Raw genomic sequence first — 17237 nt, 5'->3', positions numbered from 1 at the left:
CCACTACCGCCTGCGGGTCAAATAGCTAATCGCCAGCGAGCCCAAAATGCAGCCGGTGAACAGATAAAGCCCCCAGCCAGCTTCCACCGTCACATAACCCGCGCCTTTCACCAGTACGATGTAAAGCGCAATCAGAAACACATCGCCCATCGCCAGCTTGCCCAGCAGCTCCAGCGCAGGAACCACCCTGCGTCGCATCAGTCCAAACTGCACCAGCGCTATTCCGATCACCTTCACATAGGGGGCGAAAATCGCCAGAAAGGTCACCAGCAAGGCCAGCGCCACATCCGTGGTCCACAGCGATTGCAGACCGGAAATGATCGAAATCTCGCTCAGCCCAAAGATGGGCAAGACGCCCGCCCTCAACAGGGGCGCAAACCAGGCCAGCGGAAAAAGGATCAAAAGCGACAGATTGGCAAAGCGCAGAACATGTTTCATGCCCAAACAGCTAGGCACAGGCACCGCGCCGCACAAGCGAAACCTTACGGGGAAACACGTCTTCCTTTCCCCGTGTCGGGCTCGGTGTCACCGACATGCGGCGGCTGCCCGGCCTGTGACGCTACGACCACAGAACAGGGTGAAATGCAGCCTATGCGTGTTTTTGCATTGTCCGGTGCCCCGCGCTTTCCTCAAGGTAAACGCGGGACATAAGACATAGAAGAGACATCATGCACAATTTTGCAGCACTCGACTGGCCGCAGTCGTTGATCACACAACGGATCAAAACCGCCAGCCGGGTTGGGCGGCTGATGCCACAGTCTCCAGCAGCCAAACTTGGCATTCAGGAAGGCTGGCTTGTGCTGGCTCTCAATGGTGAGGCGCCCAGCGAAGATCGGGTGAGCGCGCTCTATGCTGCCGATAACGTGGAAATCGTTTTTATGGACGAGGCCACAGAGCAGTGCTTCCATGTGGTTGGATCAGGGATCCCTTTTGGTTTCAATGTGATGCCCGTGTTCTCTGAGGAGTACCGGCTGGATATTCGCGTCGGCAAAATCCCAGCTATGGATTGGCTGAAACCTTGGGATGTGGGGGCCACCAATGACTATGCCGAGCTGCGCCGCGATTTCGAAGTTGCGCTGAGCCCCGTGTCCCACAACCTCTTTGGGGCTTTTCTCTCTGCCCACAAGAAACGCATGGCACAGCTGAGCAGTGCGGACCGCTGGTCACAGCTCGGGTTGGCGCTTGCGGCCTTGGCACAGGAGGATTTTGATACGGCTCTGGCCTTTGGGCAGGCCTATTTCCGCAACCTGCAATCTGGCGAAACGGAGTCTGATCCGGTGATTGTGCTCTCCGCAGCCTCTTACGTCATGGCCGCCTGTTTCTGGCACAGCCAAGACAGAGACGCCGCTCTGGATATGGTCTCTGATGCGCTCTTCTATGACCCCGATGCCGCACCCGCCCGCCAGCTCTTCGAAGGCATCACCGGCCATCCCTTTGTTGCGCCCGCCCAAAGCCTGAAGGGGCGTGTTTTCCCTGTGGCGGATTACGCGCTGCCGCAATTTGATCCTTATGATGTCTGGGCCGATCCCGGTGAGGATCTGAATTTGCAACAGGCCTTGGCGCGGATGGGGCCGAAGGATTACGGCCTGATTTGCGTCTTAGGCGTCTATCGCTCCAACGGGCCTTTTCTGGAAGATTTGCAGAGGGTTCTGGCCTTGCAAAAATCAGAAGAGCTGCGCCCGGCTTTCCTGCATGCCATCACCGCATGGTCCGGCAACCCTGACAGCGACATTTCCAGACACAGGATTGGCTTTGAGACCCAGATGAAAGACCATGGCCTGACAATGAACATCGGGTTTGACGCCCCCGATCACATCAGCACGACTGTCGCCGCAGAGGCCCTGCCCACATGGTTCGTGATCGCACCGGGCGGCACCGTTATGGCCTATGGGACGCTTGAAGAGGGTGAGGTGATCACGGCCATCGCGCAAACCGCCAGCCCGGCCCAAACTCCCGCTATGTAACGCGATGACAGGTCTCCCTGCGCCAACGCGCGCAAGCCCTCGGCACTGGCACTGAATGGTCGATGGTATCCTGTCGCCAACGGCCGCCGCCATCAGTTGCAAATGTCGAGCTTATATCATTCGGGTGTCAAAGAGGAGATCGGTAAGCCCGAAACACGCTCCCACGCACGACCTAGGCTTAGGAGCCATCCATTTTCCGCACCGGTTTGGCAGATGTTCGAGCTCAAAAGGAACAGCGCCGCAGGGATAGTTTTCTATTTCAACGGAATGCGACGATGCTCCGGTCGAATATCCGCCAAATCGCAGACGCCAAAATCGCGGCAGCTCAGTGGCGCGAGATGTTTGAAAATAGATCCAATATGTTGAGCACATCTCAAACCCCTGAAAGTTAGCGCATTGGCAGATTTCACGGCATGTGTCCGGTTGAGGCATGCAGGCCTGCGCCGGTGTGCGCCTCCTTGGCTCTCCCTCGTCCAAGGTGTCGTCCATCACGCCAAGACTCGCGACCATATGCGCGCCCTCTCCCCATCACTGGTCGCCCGGCATGGCCGCCGCTCGCTCAATCCTGCATGGCTTTGGTCAGGAAATCCGTGAAAGGGCCAAGCAGGTAGGCACCAAAAGTAATCGTACGCCCGGTAAACACAAGGCTCACCGGCATATCGGAGATCAGCGAGGCCTCTTCTCCCAGCGCGTTGAGCAGACGGGCATGATCCTGCACGTCAATTTCCGCCATGCCATCATAGCCCAAAATGGCTCCATCGCGATCCCGCCGCGCTTCGGGGGAGAGGGTTTTGATTGTGACCGCCACTTTGGGATGGCTGCGCTGAGATAAGGCGGTGACTGTGAGTTGCCCGGTCATGCCGACGCGCAGTTGGTCAATCACCTGAGGATTGGCCACGAAAGACACCTGATGCTGTCCACTGGGACGCGCGAGGCTCAAAACCGTATCGCCGCGCGCAATGACCATTGCGTCCGTGTCATAATAGAGCGCGGAAATCACCCCATCATCGGGGGCCGGAATATCCGCCTGTGCGATCTGTGCCTCCAGTCGCAACAGTTGCAACCGCAGCTTGGGGATGGCTTCCTCCAAATAGGCCAGCCGGTCCAGCACCTGCTGGCGAAATGCCAATTGATCCTGCGCGATCTGCAACTTGGCTTGGGCGGCCTGGCTGGCCAGCCCGGCCAGTTCCGCATCTTCACGTTGCAAATCGGCCTCCAGCTCCAGAATATCCTCTGCCAGAGCATCTGTGTCTGCCGCCCGAAAGGCCCCCTGCGCCTGCAGCGCGGCGTAGCGCTCATATCTGGCCTGCATGGAGTGATGTTGCGCCTGACGGTGCTGTCGGCTCTTTTGCAAACGCTCGGCGCGATCCTTTAGCTCCTGAGCCAGCGCTGTGCTCATTTCGGCGCGCAATTCCATCGTGGCCTTCATGGTCTGCAATCGCCGCAGCGCCAGCGCCGCCGGATCTGTGACCGCCGTTGCATCGGTCTCCTCCCCATCGGGTAATGCCCCGACCATAGCCGCGCGCAAAACAGCCCTTTCTTCCTGCAGAGGTGACAGCGTTTCTCTAAGCGCTTGTGCTTCTGCTGTTTCGCGGCTCACATCCAGTTGCAGCAAAATCTGCCCGGCGGTGACCACATCATGCGCGGACACATGGATTTGCGCGATCTTGCCCCCGTAGGGATGTTGCACATCATAGCTTGGTCGCGCTGCATTGAGGTGCCCGGTTGTGGGAATGGAGGTGGCCAAGGGCGCAAAACCTGCCCAGAGGCAAAAGCCTCCCAGAGCAAGAAACACCGCCCAGGCCCCGCGCCGCAAGGGGCGGATCACCTGACTAGGAAAGGCCGCTTCAGAGCTCATTGGCGAGGCATCAGTATGTGCCGCCGTATCTGTCCGTTGGATCAATGGCGCAAACCTCCCTGCAAGGCCACCGGACGCATGGAGACCGCCGCCCGGTAGGTGGCCTGTCCGGCTACATTGTCGATGTCAAAACTGTCACTCAGTTGGGCGATCACAGCGAGCGCGGCCTCATCCCCCGGCAATCGGCCCATGTCGGTTTCGGGCTGCAGCATGAGCCGCGTGACCTTTTCCATCTTGCGGGCCGCCTCCGTGATGCGGTTCTCCGTCACGGTCACTTCGCAGCTGTGATCGGACAGAAAGCGGAACGCGAAGCTCACCGTGCGGGGCTCATCCTGCGGCCCGCTCGCCCGGGCGAGATTGAACAGTTCCGAGGCGATCAGCTCTGTGCGGGTGGAAAGCTCCGCATCATTGCCACGGGTAAATTGCGCGCCAACCCAGTCGACCAGATCCTGCAAGCTGTCATGGCGCAAAGGCAGGTCGATCCGCCTGCGCCCGCCGCTCATACGGCCAAGCACTTCGCTGCGGCTGCCAAAATCCGCAAGCCGACCATTTTCCAGAGCTACCACGTGATCGGCCAGCCCCATCAATCCGGAGCGGTGAATCACCATGACAATTGTGATGCCCTGTTTCCTGAGCCGCGCCAGCACCGCACAGAGCTGCCGTTCTCCGGCCGCATCCAGCAAGGCGTTGGGCTCATCCAGAAACAGATACTGTGGCTCATGAAAAATCGCGCGCGCCAGCGCGACGCGTTGTTTCTGCCCCGCCGAAAGCACATGGGGCGTTGCACCAATATCTGTGTCATAAGACTGCGGCAGGGCGGAGATCAGCCCATGAACCCCCGCCATTTTCGCGGCTGTGATGATGTCTTCATCGGCGGCTTCTGGGGCAAAGCCAGCAATGTTTTGTGCCAAAGTGCCGGCAAAAAGCTGGGCCTGCTGCGGCAGATATCCGATGTGCGCCGTATGGGAGGCCACCGGCAAAGTCTTGATTTCGGTGTCTTCCAGCCACACGGTGCCAATCGGGCAGGGGGCCAAACCGCTCAGAGCCTCAAGCAGCGTGCTTTTGCCGCTTCCGGATGCCCCGACAATGGCAGTACAGCTTCCAGCGGGCAGTGCAAAACTCACCCTCTCCAGCCTTGGCGCCGCGCCGCCTGCGCGCGGAAAGATCAGCCCGTCACAGCGCAATGCTCCCGACAATTTGGAAATATGCGTTTCGGCGTTTGAGCGCGGCATCGCAAGTGATTTGAGATGCATATAGGCCGATTTGGCGGCGCTGATATCCGGCCATGTTGTCACCACGGTTTCAAAGCTTGTCACCGTCTTGATGAGGATCAGGCTGGCAGCAATCATCCCTCCGGCACTGAGAGCATCCTGCACCACCAGCATGGCGCCAAGGCTAAGACCAAGCAGTTGCCCCATTGCGCGCAAGAACCCACTCAGCGCCGCGCTCTGTGTTGTGAAGGGGGTTAGCCGGTCTTCCAATCGGCTGCGCGCCCGCATGGTGCGCACCACCTGATTGCGCAGATTGTCTGCCATCCCCGGCACCCCAATAGACTGAGAAAACTGCTGTGCGTTTTCTGTGGCGTGGTCTTCTGCTGTGCGGGCTTGTGCCAAAGCGGTCTCGGGAGCTTTGGACATGGCACTTGTTGTCAGCCGCAGCGCAGCTGAGAGACAAATCAAACCAGACGTCAGGGCCACAAACCAAGGATGTATCAGCCACAGCACTGCCAGAAAAAGCGGCAACCACGGCAGGCTCAGCGCGGCAATGGCCGCTGGTCCACGCAGAAAGCGGACCACCTTTTTCAACTCCTGTAAATTGGCCACACGGTCGACCAAAGGTGTTTGCAGGATCAGTGGCGCAAGGCTGCGTTCTGCAAACCCTGCAGCGGCGTAAAAACTGCTGTCGCGCAGGCCATCTACAACCGCCTGCAGCAAGAGGGCCAGAGCTGCGATCAGGAGCAAAAGCGCCAGCGTATGCAAATTGCCAGTGGGCAGCACCCGATCCAACACCTGCATCATGAAGATCGGGTTGATCAACACCGCAAGATTTGAAACGGCGCTGAGCCCCAGCAGCAGTGGCACCATCTTTGCGAAGGGTGAAAGGGCAGAAACCGGTCCCATCAATTGGCTCACAGCAGAAAGTTGCTTTCGTCCAGATCATCCGGGTCCACCGATTTCAAAATCAGTCGATCATTGCTTTCGCCGCCAGTGAGTGCGGAGAGATCGATGACTGTCGCCCATCCCTGATCCTGAATATGCGGCTGCAGATCTGCATAGTTGATGCCATAGCTCGACAGATCGATCACGTCTTGATCCACTTCAAAATCATGGATCATGTCGCGCCCGCCGCCAGCCTCGGCGACAAATGTGTCGGAATCCCCATCCCGCCACCAGTTCCCGCCCCAGAGATGGTCATTGCCCGCGCCGCCCTGCAGCGTGTCGGAGCCGGTCCCGCCCACAAGGCGATCTGCGGCATCGCCACCTGACAAGAGATCATTGCCCTCGCCGGTGTTGATATAATCCTGCCCTGCGCCGCCATCGGCGCGATCATGGCCTTCTTCGGTGGTGATGCTGTCGTTGCCTGCACCGCCAAAGGCGTTGTCATTGCCGCTGCCGCCCATGATGCGGTCCGCGCCGGCGTCGCCGTGCAGTTGATCGTCGTCTGCGCCTCCATGCAGCGTGTCGTCGCCCGCGCCGCCAAACATCGTGTCATCGCCACCGCCGCCCCGCAGATCATCATTGCCGCCTTGGTCGCTGATGATTTCCGGATCTCGGATCAGGATATTGCTGCCCCGATCGACAGGGGCAAAAGGATCCGGGGCGCGTGGATCGACGGCCCCATCATTGCTGCCAGTGCTTTGGGCCTCTGCCATGAGTTCGGAGTAGGCTGTGCCCGCCTGCCAATCCACCTCAACCCGATAGATGGCACCGGTGGCATCTGTGGTACCGTCCAGATCGTGGTCACCTCGGTTGAGCCCAAAGAAGAGATTGCCCTCGCCATCCATGAAGACAGCACCATAGGCGCCACGCGGCATGCCAGAGGTCATGCCATCGTCATTGAGAGTTGCGGTGATCGGCACAGAGCTGATCTCGGGGGCACCGCCGTCTGGTACGCCAGACAGATCAATCCGATGCACGGCCCCGGCCTCACCATTGCGGCCAGGGGACTCCACCGCATAGAAAGCCCCTTCTGAGGCGTTATAGGCCACATCATAGGTGCGCCCCTGAAACAGACCGTTGGGCAGATCGTAGTTTACCACCTCTGGATTGCCGTTTTCATCCAAGGCGTTCACGTCGATGCGCGTGACGCGGTTGAGGCTGGATTGAAACGTCCAGAGGTTGCCCTGATCATCAAAATCCCCGACGTAGTCACCAATTGGGGTCTCGCCAACGCGATAGGCTTGGCCCTCTGCGTCGACCATCACGAGGTCGCGCACGGATACAGGGTTCCCAAGCGCGTCCACGCCATTGGCTTTGGCGATCCCATAAATCAGATCATCTTCGGTGTTGAAGCCGATGGCGTTGATGCGCAGCCCTGTTGCAGGTCCGGCGATTTCATAACTTTCCGCAACGGGATCAAAGACATTGAGCTGCCCGTCAATCATTTGAAACAGTTTGGATTGCCCCGGCGCAAACCCCGCCACAGAAATCTCTTCACCGCCAAGGGTGACGGTGGTGTCATAGGAATAAATGGGCCCGTCCATGTTGATGATGGGGCCTGTGTTGGGCAAAGGCAGCTCCCTAAGGGTGAGCGCGCCCATGCTGCCATCTCCGGTCACCTCAAAGCTGTGGGTTTCAAACACGCCGGAGGTGGCGGTGATCATGCCAATCACCTCACCATTCCAGAGCACTTCCAGACAGCCGCAATCGGCCCCGCCTGCAAGGTTGGCGGCCGCTTCAAGTCGAATGGTATAGGTCTCTCCTGTCTCCGTGGCCACCGCTTGGGAGAGGTTGTTGTGCGCGGCGTCTTCATCCACCGTCCAGCTGCTGTTTTCGGCGAATTGTGTGAGCGTGGCCGCCCCACCGCCCGTGCCCGTCAAAAGATTGCTGTTTGCCAGATCCCCAAACACCAGATCATTGCCGCTGCCTGCATTGATTGTGTCCGCGCCAAGCCCGCCCTGCGCACGGTCATTGCCCGCCTCTAGATTGATCAGGTCATCGCCAAGCCCGCCATCCGCCGTATCATGTCCGTCACCCGCATTGATCAGATCATCGCCGGCGCCGGAGGAGAGGCGATCCTCTCCTCCATTGCCCAGCAAAACATCGTCGCCCGCGCCGGTGGATATCACATCATTGTAGGAGCGATCCGTGGCATCTCCATTGGAGACGATGTTTGCAGAATTATACACCCACCGTCCCCCAACAAAGCTCCATTCGCTGCCGACCATGTCGCCCGCGGCAAGATCATTGCCTGCACCCGTGGAAATCGTGTCATCCCCGGCATGGCCGTTGATGGCATCGACACCTGCGTCTGTTGAAATGGAGTCATCCCCGGTCGTGCCCACGACACGACGCACCGGCCCTTGCGGCTCGTTCTCTGGCATACCCAAAACACCTTTTACCAATACACAGGGAACATTGTGCGAACGAAGGGTTTACAAATGGTAAAGAAATGCCCGCGAATGTCGCGCTGCGCCAAGTAATACTGTAGCCACTTGAAAACGCGCGGCTAAAGGCCGTGGGAGTGATTCAGCACAAAGGCGACAAAGAACCAGATCAGCCAGCCAACACTAAGCGCAGATCCAAAAGCACATAACAGCTTTTTCTCACTCACGATGGCCAGATAGCTCAACACCCCACCTGCCGTTATCAAGCCTGCTGCTAGCCCGCCCCAAAACAGTGGTGCAAAAAGCCAACTTGCCGAGCTTCCGCGCATCTCCGGTGGAAGCATGTTTAAAAGGAACATGATCGCAAAAGGCCAAACAAACGTTACCGGCGGCAATACAATTAAAGCAACGCCGATCCGTCGATGCGACTTCAAATGATGAAGCCCCATATACACGCTGATCCCGGCCGCGATGAAGGGCATAGCGACGAAAATGAGGGCGATGAGCGCATTCACCGCACCGCCTCAATCGGGCCCTCTGCGCTGCCGGCTATAAACTGGCTGAGATAAGGATCGCCGCTGTTGTCCATCTGCGCCACCGGGCCGCTCCACTGGATCACGCCGCCATGCAGCATCGCCACCTCATCGGCAATCGCGCGCACGGAGGTCATGTCATGGGTGATCGTCATTGCGGTTGCGCCCATCTCCACCACAATCTCGCGGATCAGATCATTGATCACGCCGGACATGATCGGATCCAGCCCCGTGGTGGGCTCATCAAAGAAGATGATCTCAGGCTCCGCCGCAATGGCGCGGGCCAACCCCACGCGCTTTTGCATGCCGCCCGACAGCTCGGAAGGGAAAAGATCCGCCACATCCGGGGTCAGCCCAACACGCCGCAGCTTTTCAATGGCAATCTCCCGCGCCTCGGCCTTGGGCCGTTTTAAACGCCCCCGCAGCAGGCGGAAGGCCACATTCTGCCACACCGTCATACTGTCAAACAGCGCAGCCCCCTGAAACAACATGCCAAACCGCGCCAGAAAGGCATCGCGATCCTCTGTGCGCGCATCATGGCCGTCTACCGAGATCGTGCCGCTGTCCGGTGTGATCAGGCCCAGAACGGATTTCAGCATCACCGATTTTCCGGTGCCCGATCCGCCAATGATCACCATGGAGCTGCCCTTGGCGATGGAGAGATTCACACCCTGAAGCACCTTCTTGGGCCCAAAGCTCTTATGCACGTTATCAAACTGGATCATGAGGAGAAAAACAGACTGGTCAGCAGGAAGTTGGCGGCAAGAATGAGCACGGCGGCGGCCTGAACCGAGCTTTTTGTGGCTTGGCCCACGCCCTGTGCGCCACGCCCGGAATTCATCCCGTAATAGCAGCCCATCACGGCGGCGATCCCGCCAAAGACCGCGCCTTTCACGAGGCTGGAGACAATGTCATTCAACTGTAGAAAATCGGCGGTGTTGCGCACATAGGTTGCGGGGTTGAAGCCAAGGTTCTCTGTGGCCACCAGAAACCCGCCATATATGCCAATGATATCGCCAATCCCCACCAGTGCAGGCACCACCAGCACCGCCGCAAGAACACGTGGCGCGGCCAGATATTTCATTGGATGTGTGGACAGGGTCACCAGCGCATCAATCTGTTCCGTGACCTTCATGGTGGCAATCTCTGCGGCAATGGAGCTGGTCACACGGGCGGCCACCATCAGACCAACCAGCACCGGCCCCAATTCGCGCACCATGCCAATGGCCACAATCTGCGGCACCACGCTTTCCACGGAAAACCGCGAAGAACCGTCATAGATCTGAAGCGCCAGCGCGCCGCCGGTGAAAATCGCCGTCATGCCCACCACGGGCAGGCTCAGCCAGCCAATGTTGAAAAGCGCGCTGAGGAATTCACGCCCATAAAATGGCGGGCGAAAGATGTGGCTTACCGCCCCCCAGACAAACAGCGCCACGCTGCCGATCATCGTCACCAGCGCAAGCACATTGCGACCAATCGCGGTGAAAGGCGCCAGCAGGGCCGTCATGAAGATTTGTAGCGGCGCTGATAGCGCTGCCCCATGGAGGTGAGGATTTCATATCCAATCGTGCCTGCGGCCTCCGCGAGCGTGTCCACAGATTGGTGCTGCCCTAAAAGTTCAACAGTTTGCGGCTCAGTTCTTGCGTCTGTCACATCCACCCCGATCATATCCATGGAGATCCGTCCAATCATGGGACAGCGGCTCTCTTCGGCAAAGACGTCCACTTTCTCTCCCATGGCGCGGATGATGCCATCGGCATAGCCTGCTGCGATGGTGGCCACCCGGCTGTCGCGCTGGGCGATCCACATATTGCCATAGCCAACACTCTCTCCCGCTGCCACATCGCGCACCTGAATGACCGGCACGCTCAGGCTCACCACTGGGGTGGCGTCAACAAAGGGCATGCCCCCATACAGGCCCACGCCGGGACGGGTGAGGTCAAAGTGATAGTCTGCCCCCAAGAGGATGCCACCGGTTGCCGAAAGCGAACGTGGCACATCAAGCCCATCGGTCATCTCTTTAAACGCGCTAAGCTGGCGCGGGTTCATCGGGTGGTCTGGCTCATCCGCACAGGCCAGATGGGACATCAAAAGCGTTGGGCCGCGCTGCATGATCAGATCTTGCACTGCCGCCCATTCCGGCGCTTCCAATCCAAGGCGGTTCATGCCGGTGTCCAGCTGCACCCCAAAAGGATGCGCGGGCAGGGCCTCCAGGTGGCGCACGATCTGTTCAGTGGAATTTAACATTGGCGTCAGCATCATGTCGCTGATCATATCCGCGTCGCCGCGCATATGTCCGCTGAAGACATTGATCTCTGGCGCTGGGCCGACGGCCTGACGCAGAGCCGCGCCTTCTTCTGCGGCAGCGACAAAGAAACGGTCCACACCCGCGCGCATCAATGCGCGGGCCACCCGGTCCGCGCCAAGTCCATATCCATCAGCCTTCACCACCGCGGCGGTCTGGGCTGTGCTCTGTGCATCCAGCGCCCGCCAATTGGAAAGCAGGGCGTCCAGATCAATTGTCAAAGTTGCAGTAGCCATGGGCGTGTTTGTTGACCTCTGTCTGCGGGAGGTCAAGGCCAAAGGCGTTTCGTTTTTAGGGGAAGGGGCGCACTGTGGTGAAACAAACGCCAATCCGCGCCTTTTGGAAAAATCCACCTACGCGATACCGCTGGAATACCGACGCGATACCGATGCTCCGTTTTTCCCAAAAAGGCGCGTTAACACTTTGATTCGCTCTGGCGAAAAATCAGAACTCGTCGCCGCCGCCGGATTGCTGCCAGGGCTGCACAAGGTTGCCAAAGCGGGTGAACTGCCCCTCAAAGCTGAGCTCCACCGTGCCAATCGGGCCGTGACGCTGCTTGCCAAGGATTACCTCAGCCTTCCCATGCAACCGCTCCATGCGTTCCTGCCAGGCGGCCATCTCATCCAACCGGTCATCAGAGGGTTTTTCCCGCTCCACATAGTATTCTTCGCGGAACACGAACATCACCACATCGGCGTCCTGCTCAATCGAGCCAGATTCCCGCAAGTCACTGAGCTGAGGGCGTTTATCGTCTCGGCTCTCCACCGTACGTGACAGCTGGGACAGGGCAATCACCGGAATGTTGAGCTCTTTGGCGATGGCCTTCATGCCCATTGAAATCTCGGCAATTTCCTGCACCCGGTTGTCGGCGGTGCCGCGGCACAGCTGCAGATAGTCGATGATCAGGACATCAAGACCATGGGTCCGTTTCAAGCGCCGCGCCCGTGCTGCGAGCTGCGCAATGGGCAGGGCGGGGGTGTCATCAATAAACAGCGGGCAGGCCTCAAGATCCTTGGCCGCTTGCACAAATCGACGGAATTCCTCTTCGGTCATATCCCCTTTACGGATCTGCTCAGAAGGGATCTCCGCCGCCTCCGACAAAATCCGCGCCGCCAACTGTTCAGCAGACATCTCAAGGCTACAGAAAGCGACAACGCCGCCCTCAATGGCCCCCTCGGAACCATCTGGTTTTAAACCCTTCTTATAGGCTTTGGCGACGTTAAACGCGATGTTAGTCGCAAGGGAGGTTTTGCCCATAGAAGGGCGTCCCGCGAGGATCAGAAGGTCGGAAGGGTGCAGGCCGCCCAGCTTCTTGTCGAGGTCAATCAGACCGGTGGAAATCCCGGCCAGACCACCTTCGCGCTGATAGGCCGCGTTGGCGGTGTTCACCGCTTCTGTGACGGCCTTCAGGAAGCTTACATAGCCGCGCTCTGCTGACCCCTGTTCAGAGAGTTTATAAAGCGCCTGTTCCGCCTGAACGATCTGCTCTTTTGGCTCAAGTTTGATGTCAGCCACTTTGGCGCGGGAAGCGATGTTGTTGCCCAGCTCGATCAACTCACGGCGCATCGCCATGTCATAGATCATCTGAGCGTAATCCGCTGCGGCAAAAGAAGAAATCGCCGCACCCGCCAGGCGCACCAGATAGGCCGGACCGCCCAGTTCGATCAAGCCGGGGTCGTCTTCCATAAAGGCTTTCAGCGTCACCGGGGAGGCGAGGTTGTTCTTGGCAATCCGCGCGGCCGCAATCTCATAAATGCGGGCATGCACAGGTTCGTAGAAGTGCTTGGAGGTGATGATCGAGGCAACTTTATCAAAGATATCGTTGTTCGTCAGAATAGCACCCAGAAGCTGCTGTTCCGCCTCCAGAGAATGGGGCACCGGATCCGGGCTTGCGGCCTCTGTGGAGTCAGGATTGATATTCGCGATTTCGTTCATGTCACGCCCCCAAACAACCAGCGTTTTCGGTTCTAGCGACCGAGTTTTCACTGGGCAAATTGTATGTTTTTGTGGACAGCCTGTGGATAACTCAATGCCACATCATACTGTCACCGCAAACAGCGTTCCGTCAATATTTGGTATGTGCGCGCAGTCAATCTTCCGGCGCGCGCCACCAGCTTAGGCGGAAATCAGCTGTTTTTGCGTGCCTCTTGCCACGCGCGCGGGTCTTTCAGAAAGCTCTCAACTTCATTGAGCGTTTCTTCGGAGAACACACCCTGCGCTTTGGCTTCGGCCAGAACATCCCACCAGGTGCAGAGATAGTGCAGCGCCACGCCGTGATCACCCAGTGTTTTCTCAGTCTCTGGGAAAATGTCATAGTAGAAGATCACCGCCGTGTTAGCACAGCTGGCGCCGGTGTCCCGGATCGCATCCACAAAGGAAAGCTTAGAGCCGCCATCCGTGGTCAGATCTTCGACCAAGAGCACGCGCTCGCCTTCACTCATCGCGCCTTCAATACGCGCATTTTTGCCATAACCTTTTGGTTTCTTGCGCACATATGTCATCGGCAGCGCCATGCGCTCTGCGACAAGAGCCGCAAAAGGAATGCCAGCAGTTTCGCCGCCTGCGATGTTGTCAAAGGCTTCAAAACCGGCTTCGCGCATCACGGTCACGGTCATGAAATCCATCAATGTGGCGCGGATGCGTGGGAACGAGATCAGCTTGCGGCAATCGATGTAGCTCGGGGAGGGCAGGCCAGAGGCCAGCGTGTAAGGCTCATCGGTGTTGAAGTTCACTGCACCAATTTCCAGCAGCATGCGGGCGGTCAGGCGGGCGATTTCTTCTTTGGGCGGGAAAGCAGTCGGGATCATATCAGGGTCCTTTGGCAGCAGGATGTCTTAGTCAGCAACGGTCCAGAACACGTCATAGCCGGGATCAAACACGGTGACCGGGCCATTCGCGCTCTCGATTTTGTCAGGAAAAACCGTGGCTTGTTCGTTTTTGGTAAGGGTGATTGTGCCATCATTGACGGGCAGACCATAAAAGCCGGGGCCATTTCGGCTTGCAAAGGCTTCAAGGTTTTCAAGCTTGCCGTCTTCTTCAAACACATGCGCCAAGAGCGCCATTGTGTTGGTTGCCGTGAAGCAGCCCGCACACCCACAGGCGCTTTCCTTGTCGCCATCAAGATGCGGCGCACTATCAGTGCCAAGGAAGAACCGCGCATCTCCAGAAGTAGCCGCTTCGCGCAGCGCCAGACGGTGCTCCTCACGTTTAGCCACAGGCAGGCAATAATAATGCGGTTTGATGCCGCCCACGAGGATGTGGTTGCGGTTGATGATCAGGTGGTGTGTGGTGATCGTTGCGCCCAGATCGCGCGCATTGTCACGCACATAGGCAACACCGTCTTTGGTTGTGATATGTTCCATTACAACGCGCAGACCCGGTGTGGCCTTGCGGATCGGGTCAAGCACGCGATCAATAAACACCGCCTCGCGGTCGAAAATATCAATGTCATGGTCGGTGACCTCACCATGCACACAGAGCGGGAGCCCGATCTCGGCCATTTTATCCAGTGCGGCACGCACGTTTTTGAAATCGGATACGCCGCTGGCGGAGTTCGTTGTGGCCCCTGCCGGGTAGAGCTTAACGGATTTGATCAACCCGGAGGCATGCGCGGCTGCTATATCTTCGGGATCGCTGTCTTCCGTCAGGTAGAGCGTCATCAGCGGCTCAAATTGCATATCCTCGGGCAATGCCGCCATGATGCGGTCTTTATAGGCGGCAGCCTGCGCACCTGTCACCACAGGGGGCACCAAATTTGGCATGATGATCGCACGCCCAAAATGACGCGCGGTTTCGGGCAGAACAGCTTCCAGCATTGCGCCATCGCGCAGATGCAGATGCCAGTCATCGGGGCGGGCAATGGTCAGGTTTTGGGTCATGAGCGCGGCTTACACAAAGCCGACGGGACTGGCTAGTCTGATCTCTGTCGCATTGGCAAAAAATGGCAGGGTTTAGCTGGCCAGCCGCCCTTGATCTGCTGCTTGTACCAACCCATTCAGGTGGCGCAGGAAGCGGGGTTCCCGCAAACGTCGGGCCACATTGGCGCAAAGAAGTGCCGACACAAAGGGGCGCTTCTTCCGATTGACCGCATCAAGCAGGCGGTTGAGGTACGGCGAATGGCCACGCCTTGCGCGGTATAGCTTATAAAAGGCCCTGCGGCTCAATGTGCCAGCCCCGGCTTTCACCAGAATGCGGAAGAGGATTTGCATTTCAAGCAAGTCTTTCTCGATCTCGTCCCCAAGATAGGGCGTCGGAAGCAAAACTGTATTCTCGCGTAGAAACAACGTGGCGTGCATGGCGTCATGATCCACTTTTGGATCATAGATCACAAAGCACCGGTCCGCCGCAGAGGCCATTTCTGGGGCAAAGCCATATCGGCCTTCAAAGCTAACTTTGCGACTGTGTGAAAAGCGCGTATCCCATGGAGTTAAGCGCGGCGAGAGCGTGGCTTGTGGCTGTAGCGAAATCACCTGCGCATCAGGAGAGGCAATTGAAAAGGCAGCCGCCGCATAGCCGCAAGAGCCTGCGCCATAGAAGACAACCTCTTCAAACTCATCGAAAAAACCATCATCCGCAAGGCGATCGAAATAGGCGTAGACCGCAGGGTCGCGAAACCAAGTCTCCCCGTCACTGACCAAGCTGAGATGAGACCAGCCCAATTCGCGCACCAGTTCCCAGCCCAAAGGTTGGCCGGTATCACCGCGTTTCTGAATGGTCTGGATGGTCTCGAATGTCACAAGAAGAACCGGCTTATCCTCAACAAAGCTTGCCCAGTGACGGGTGCCAAGTTCTACAAAGCCACCATGGTTTTGGGCGACCTGTTCGAGCTGTTGCAGCCAAGCCACCTTCGTCAAACCCAGCATCGGGGTCTCAAACCCATTGGGAGAGTCCTGCATATCCTGTTCCTTGCGCCCCGGGACCTTATAAATTGGTCTTTCAAATGCTCTTGGCCTAAATGTTACCATCCATTTGCGGCAAAAATAGGGAGCTGTGACCATTTCTACAACTTTTGTCTCGTCTGCTGACCGTTGACCTATGGCTTGGGCCTGTGCAGCCTGTCGCGACCCTATTCCTGTCAGCACAAGAGAAAACGAGGCCCCATGTCTGAAATTGAAAGCATTGATGCGGTGCAGGCCATGCTGGCAGAAGAAGGATATGTCTGCGCCCGCCCGCTCGCCACTGTTGTGTTCTTGGCGCTGCGGTTGGGGCGTCCGATCTTCCTTGAGGGGGAAGCGGGTGTTGGCAAGACAGAAATTGCCAAGGCACTTGCCTCAGCCCTTGGTCGCAGCCTTATCCGTTTGCAGTGCTACGAAGGTTTAGATGCCTCAAGCGCGGTCTATGAATGGAACTTCGCCGCGCAGATGGTCGCTATTCGCACAGCAGAAGCCAGCGGACAGGCGGATCGCGCATCTTTGCAAGAAGAGCTCTTTGGCCCAGGGTACTTGCTGGAACGTCCCCTTTTAAAGGCAATGCGCCCTGACCCTTCAGGGGCGCCAGTCCTGCTGATTGATGAGCTTGATCGCACGGATGAGCCCTTTGAAGCCTTCCTCTTGGAAGCGCTCAGTGATTTTCAGGTCACCATTCCCGAAATCGGTACCATTAAGGCCCCACAGCCCCCCATTGTTATCTTGACCTCCAATCGCACGCGCGAAGTGCATGATGCGCTGAAACGTCGATGCCTCTATCATTGGGTGGATTACCCGGAATTTGACCGAGAACTCGAAATTTTAGAGGCGCGCGCGCCTGAGGTCGCGGAGAGCCTCAGCCGCGAAGTTGTAGGATTTGTGCAGCGTTTGCGCACGGAAGACCTATTCAAAAAGCCCGGAGTCGCAGAAACCATTGATTGGGCCAAATGTCTGCTTGCATTGGATGTTCTCACGCTCAGTCCTGAGGTGATTGCGGACACATTGGGTGCGGTCCTTAAATACCAGGATGATATCGCCAAACTTCAGGGCTCAGAAGCCAAACGCTTGCTGGACGAAACCCGTGCTGCATTGGATCCGGTCTGATGATCGGCTTTCTGAAGGGGGTG

Annotated in this window: 14 protein-coding genes; 2 read left to right on the top strand and 12 right to left on the bottom strand. The window is 57.9% G+C overall.

The features are described from left to right. Positions 1 to 3: 3 nt before the first annotated feature. Positions 4 to 438 carry a paraquat-inducible protein A gene (locus J7382_RS09515; RefSeq protein WP_209068818.1) on the bottom strand — a complete coding sequence of 145 codons (435 nt, stop codon included), beginning with the start codon at positions 436 to 438 and terminating at the stop codon, positions 4 to 6. 230 nt (positions 439 to 668) lie between these two features. On the opposite strand from J7382_RS09515, the gene J7382_RS09510 reads away from it, so the two are divergent. Beyond that, a complete protein-coding gene (locus J7382_RS09510; protein WP_209068817.1) occupies positions 669 to 1964 on the top strand; it encodes a hypothetical protein in 1296 nt (431 codons plus the stop codon). A gap of 559 nt (positions 1965 to 2523) precedes the next feature. Here J7382_RS09510 and J7382_RS09505 read toward each other — a convergent pair. From J7382_RS09505 to J7382_RS09455, 11 genes are all read right to left on the bottom strand, one after another. Continuing rightward, entirely contained in the window at positions 2524 to 3867 is a 1344-nt protein-coding gene (locus tag J7382_RS09505; protein ID WP_209068816.1) for a biotin/lipoyl-binding protein, read from the bottom strand. Continuing rightward, positions 3864 to 5942, bottom strand: coding sequence for an ATP-binding cassette domain-containing protein (locus J7382_RS09500; protein WP_209068815.1), 2079 nt, complete (start codon positions 5940 to 5942; stop codon positions 3864 to 3866). The genes J7382_RS09505 and J7382_RS09500 overlap by 4 nt, the downstream gene beginning before the upstream one ends. 8 nt (positions 5943 to 5950) lie before the next feature. Then, the gene (locus J7382_RS09495) at positions 5951 to 8365 is read right to left on the bottom strand and encodes a calcium-binding protein (RefSeq protein WP_209068814.1); all 2415 of its coding nucleotides are present in this window, start codon (positions 8363 to 8365) and stop codon (positions 5951 to 5953) included. A 125-nt stretch (positions 8366 to 8490) separates the two neighbouring features. Further along, positions 8491 to 8883 carry a hypothetical protein gene (locus tag J7382_RS09490; protein WP_209068813.1) on the bottom strand — a complete coding sequence of 131 codons (393 nt, stop codon included), beginning with the start codon at positions 8881 to 8883 and terminating at the stop codon, positions 8491 to 8493. Continuing rightward, entirely contained in the window at positions 8880 to 9626 is a 747-nt protein-coding gene (locus J7382_RS09485; protein ID WP_209068812.1) for an ATP-binding cassette domain-containing protein, read from the bottom strand. Before J7382_RS09485 ends, J7382_RS09490 begins: the two co-directional genes overlap by 4 nt. Next, positions 9623 to 10408, bottom strand: coding sequence for an ABC transporter permease (locus tag J7382_RS09480; protein ID WP_209068811.1), 786 nt, complete (start codon positions 10406 to 10408; stop codon positions 9623 to 9625). The genes J7382_RS09485 and J7382_RS09480 overlap by 4 nt, the downstream gene beginning before the upstream one ends. Continuing rightward, complete coding sequence (alr, locus tag J7382_RS09475; RefSeq protein WP_209068810.1) at positions 10405 to 11442, bottom strand: alanine racemase; 1038 nt, start codon at positions 11440 to 11442, stop codon at positions 10405 to 10407. Before alr ends, J7382_RS09480 begins: the two co-directional genes overlap by 4 nt. A 208-nt stretch (positions 11443 to 11650) precedes the next feature. Further along, positions 11651 to 13141, bottom strand: coding sequence for a replicative DNA helicase (locus tag J7382_RS09470; protein ID WP_058238001.1), 1491 nt, complete (start codon positions 13139 to 13141; stop codon positions 11651 to 11653). Positions 13142 to 13332: 191 nt separating this feature from the next. Next, a complete protein-coding gene (locus tag J7382_RS09465) occupies positions 13333 to 14013 on the bottom strand; it encodes an orotate phosphoribosyltransferase (protein ID WP_209068809.1) in 681 nt (226 codons plus the stop codon). 27 nt (positions 14014 to 14040) lie between these two features. Next, positions 14041 to 15084, bottom strand: coding sequence for a dihydroorotase (gene pyrC / locus J7382_RS09460; protein ID WP_058237999.1), 1044 nt, complete (start codon positions 15082 to 15084; stop codon positions 14041 to 14043). Positions 15085 to 15156: 72 nt separating this feature from the next. Continuing rightward, positions 15157 to 16101, bottom strand: coding sequence for a phosphoadenosine phosphosulfate reductase (locus J7382_RS09455; RefSeq protein WP_209068808.1), 945 nt, complete (start codon positions 16099 to 16101; stop codon positions 15157 to 15159). 204 nt (positions 16102 to 16305) lie between these two features. On the opposite strand from J7382_RS09455, the gene J7382_RS09450 reads away from it, so the two are divergent. Then, a complete protein-coding gene (locus J7382_RS09450) occupies positions 16306 to 17214 on the top strand; it encodes a MoxR family ATPase (protein ID WP_209068807.1) in 909 nt (302 codons plus the stop codon). Positions 17215 to 17237 lie beyond the last annotated feature (23 nt).

The sequence above is a fragment of the Shimia sp. R11_0 genome (assembly GCF_017744035.1).
In the GTDB taxonomy this organism is placed as follows: domain Bacteria; phylum Pseudomonadota; class Alphaproteobacteria; order Rhodobacterales; family Rhodobacteraceae; genus Shimia; species Shimia marina.
Note: the sequence above shows the minus strand (reverse complement) of the source record. Positions and strands in the feature narration are given on the sequence as shown.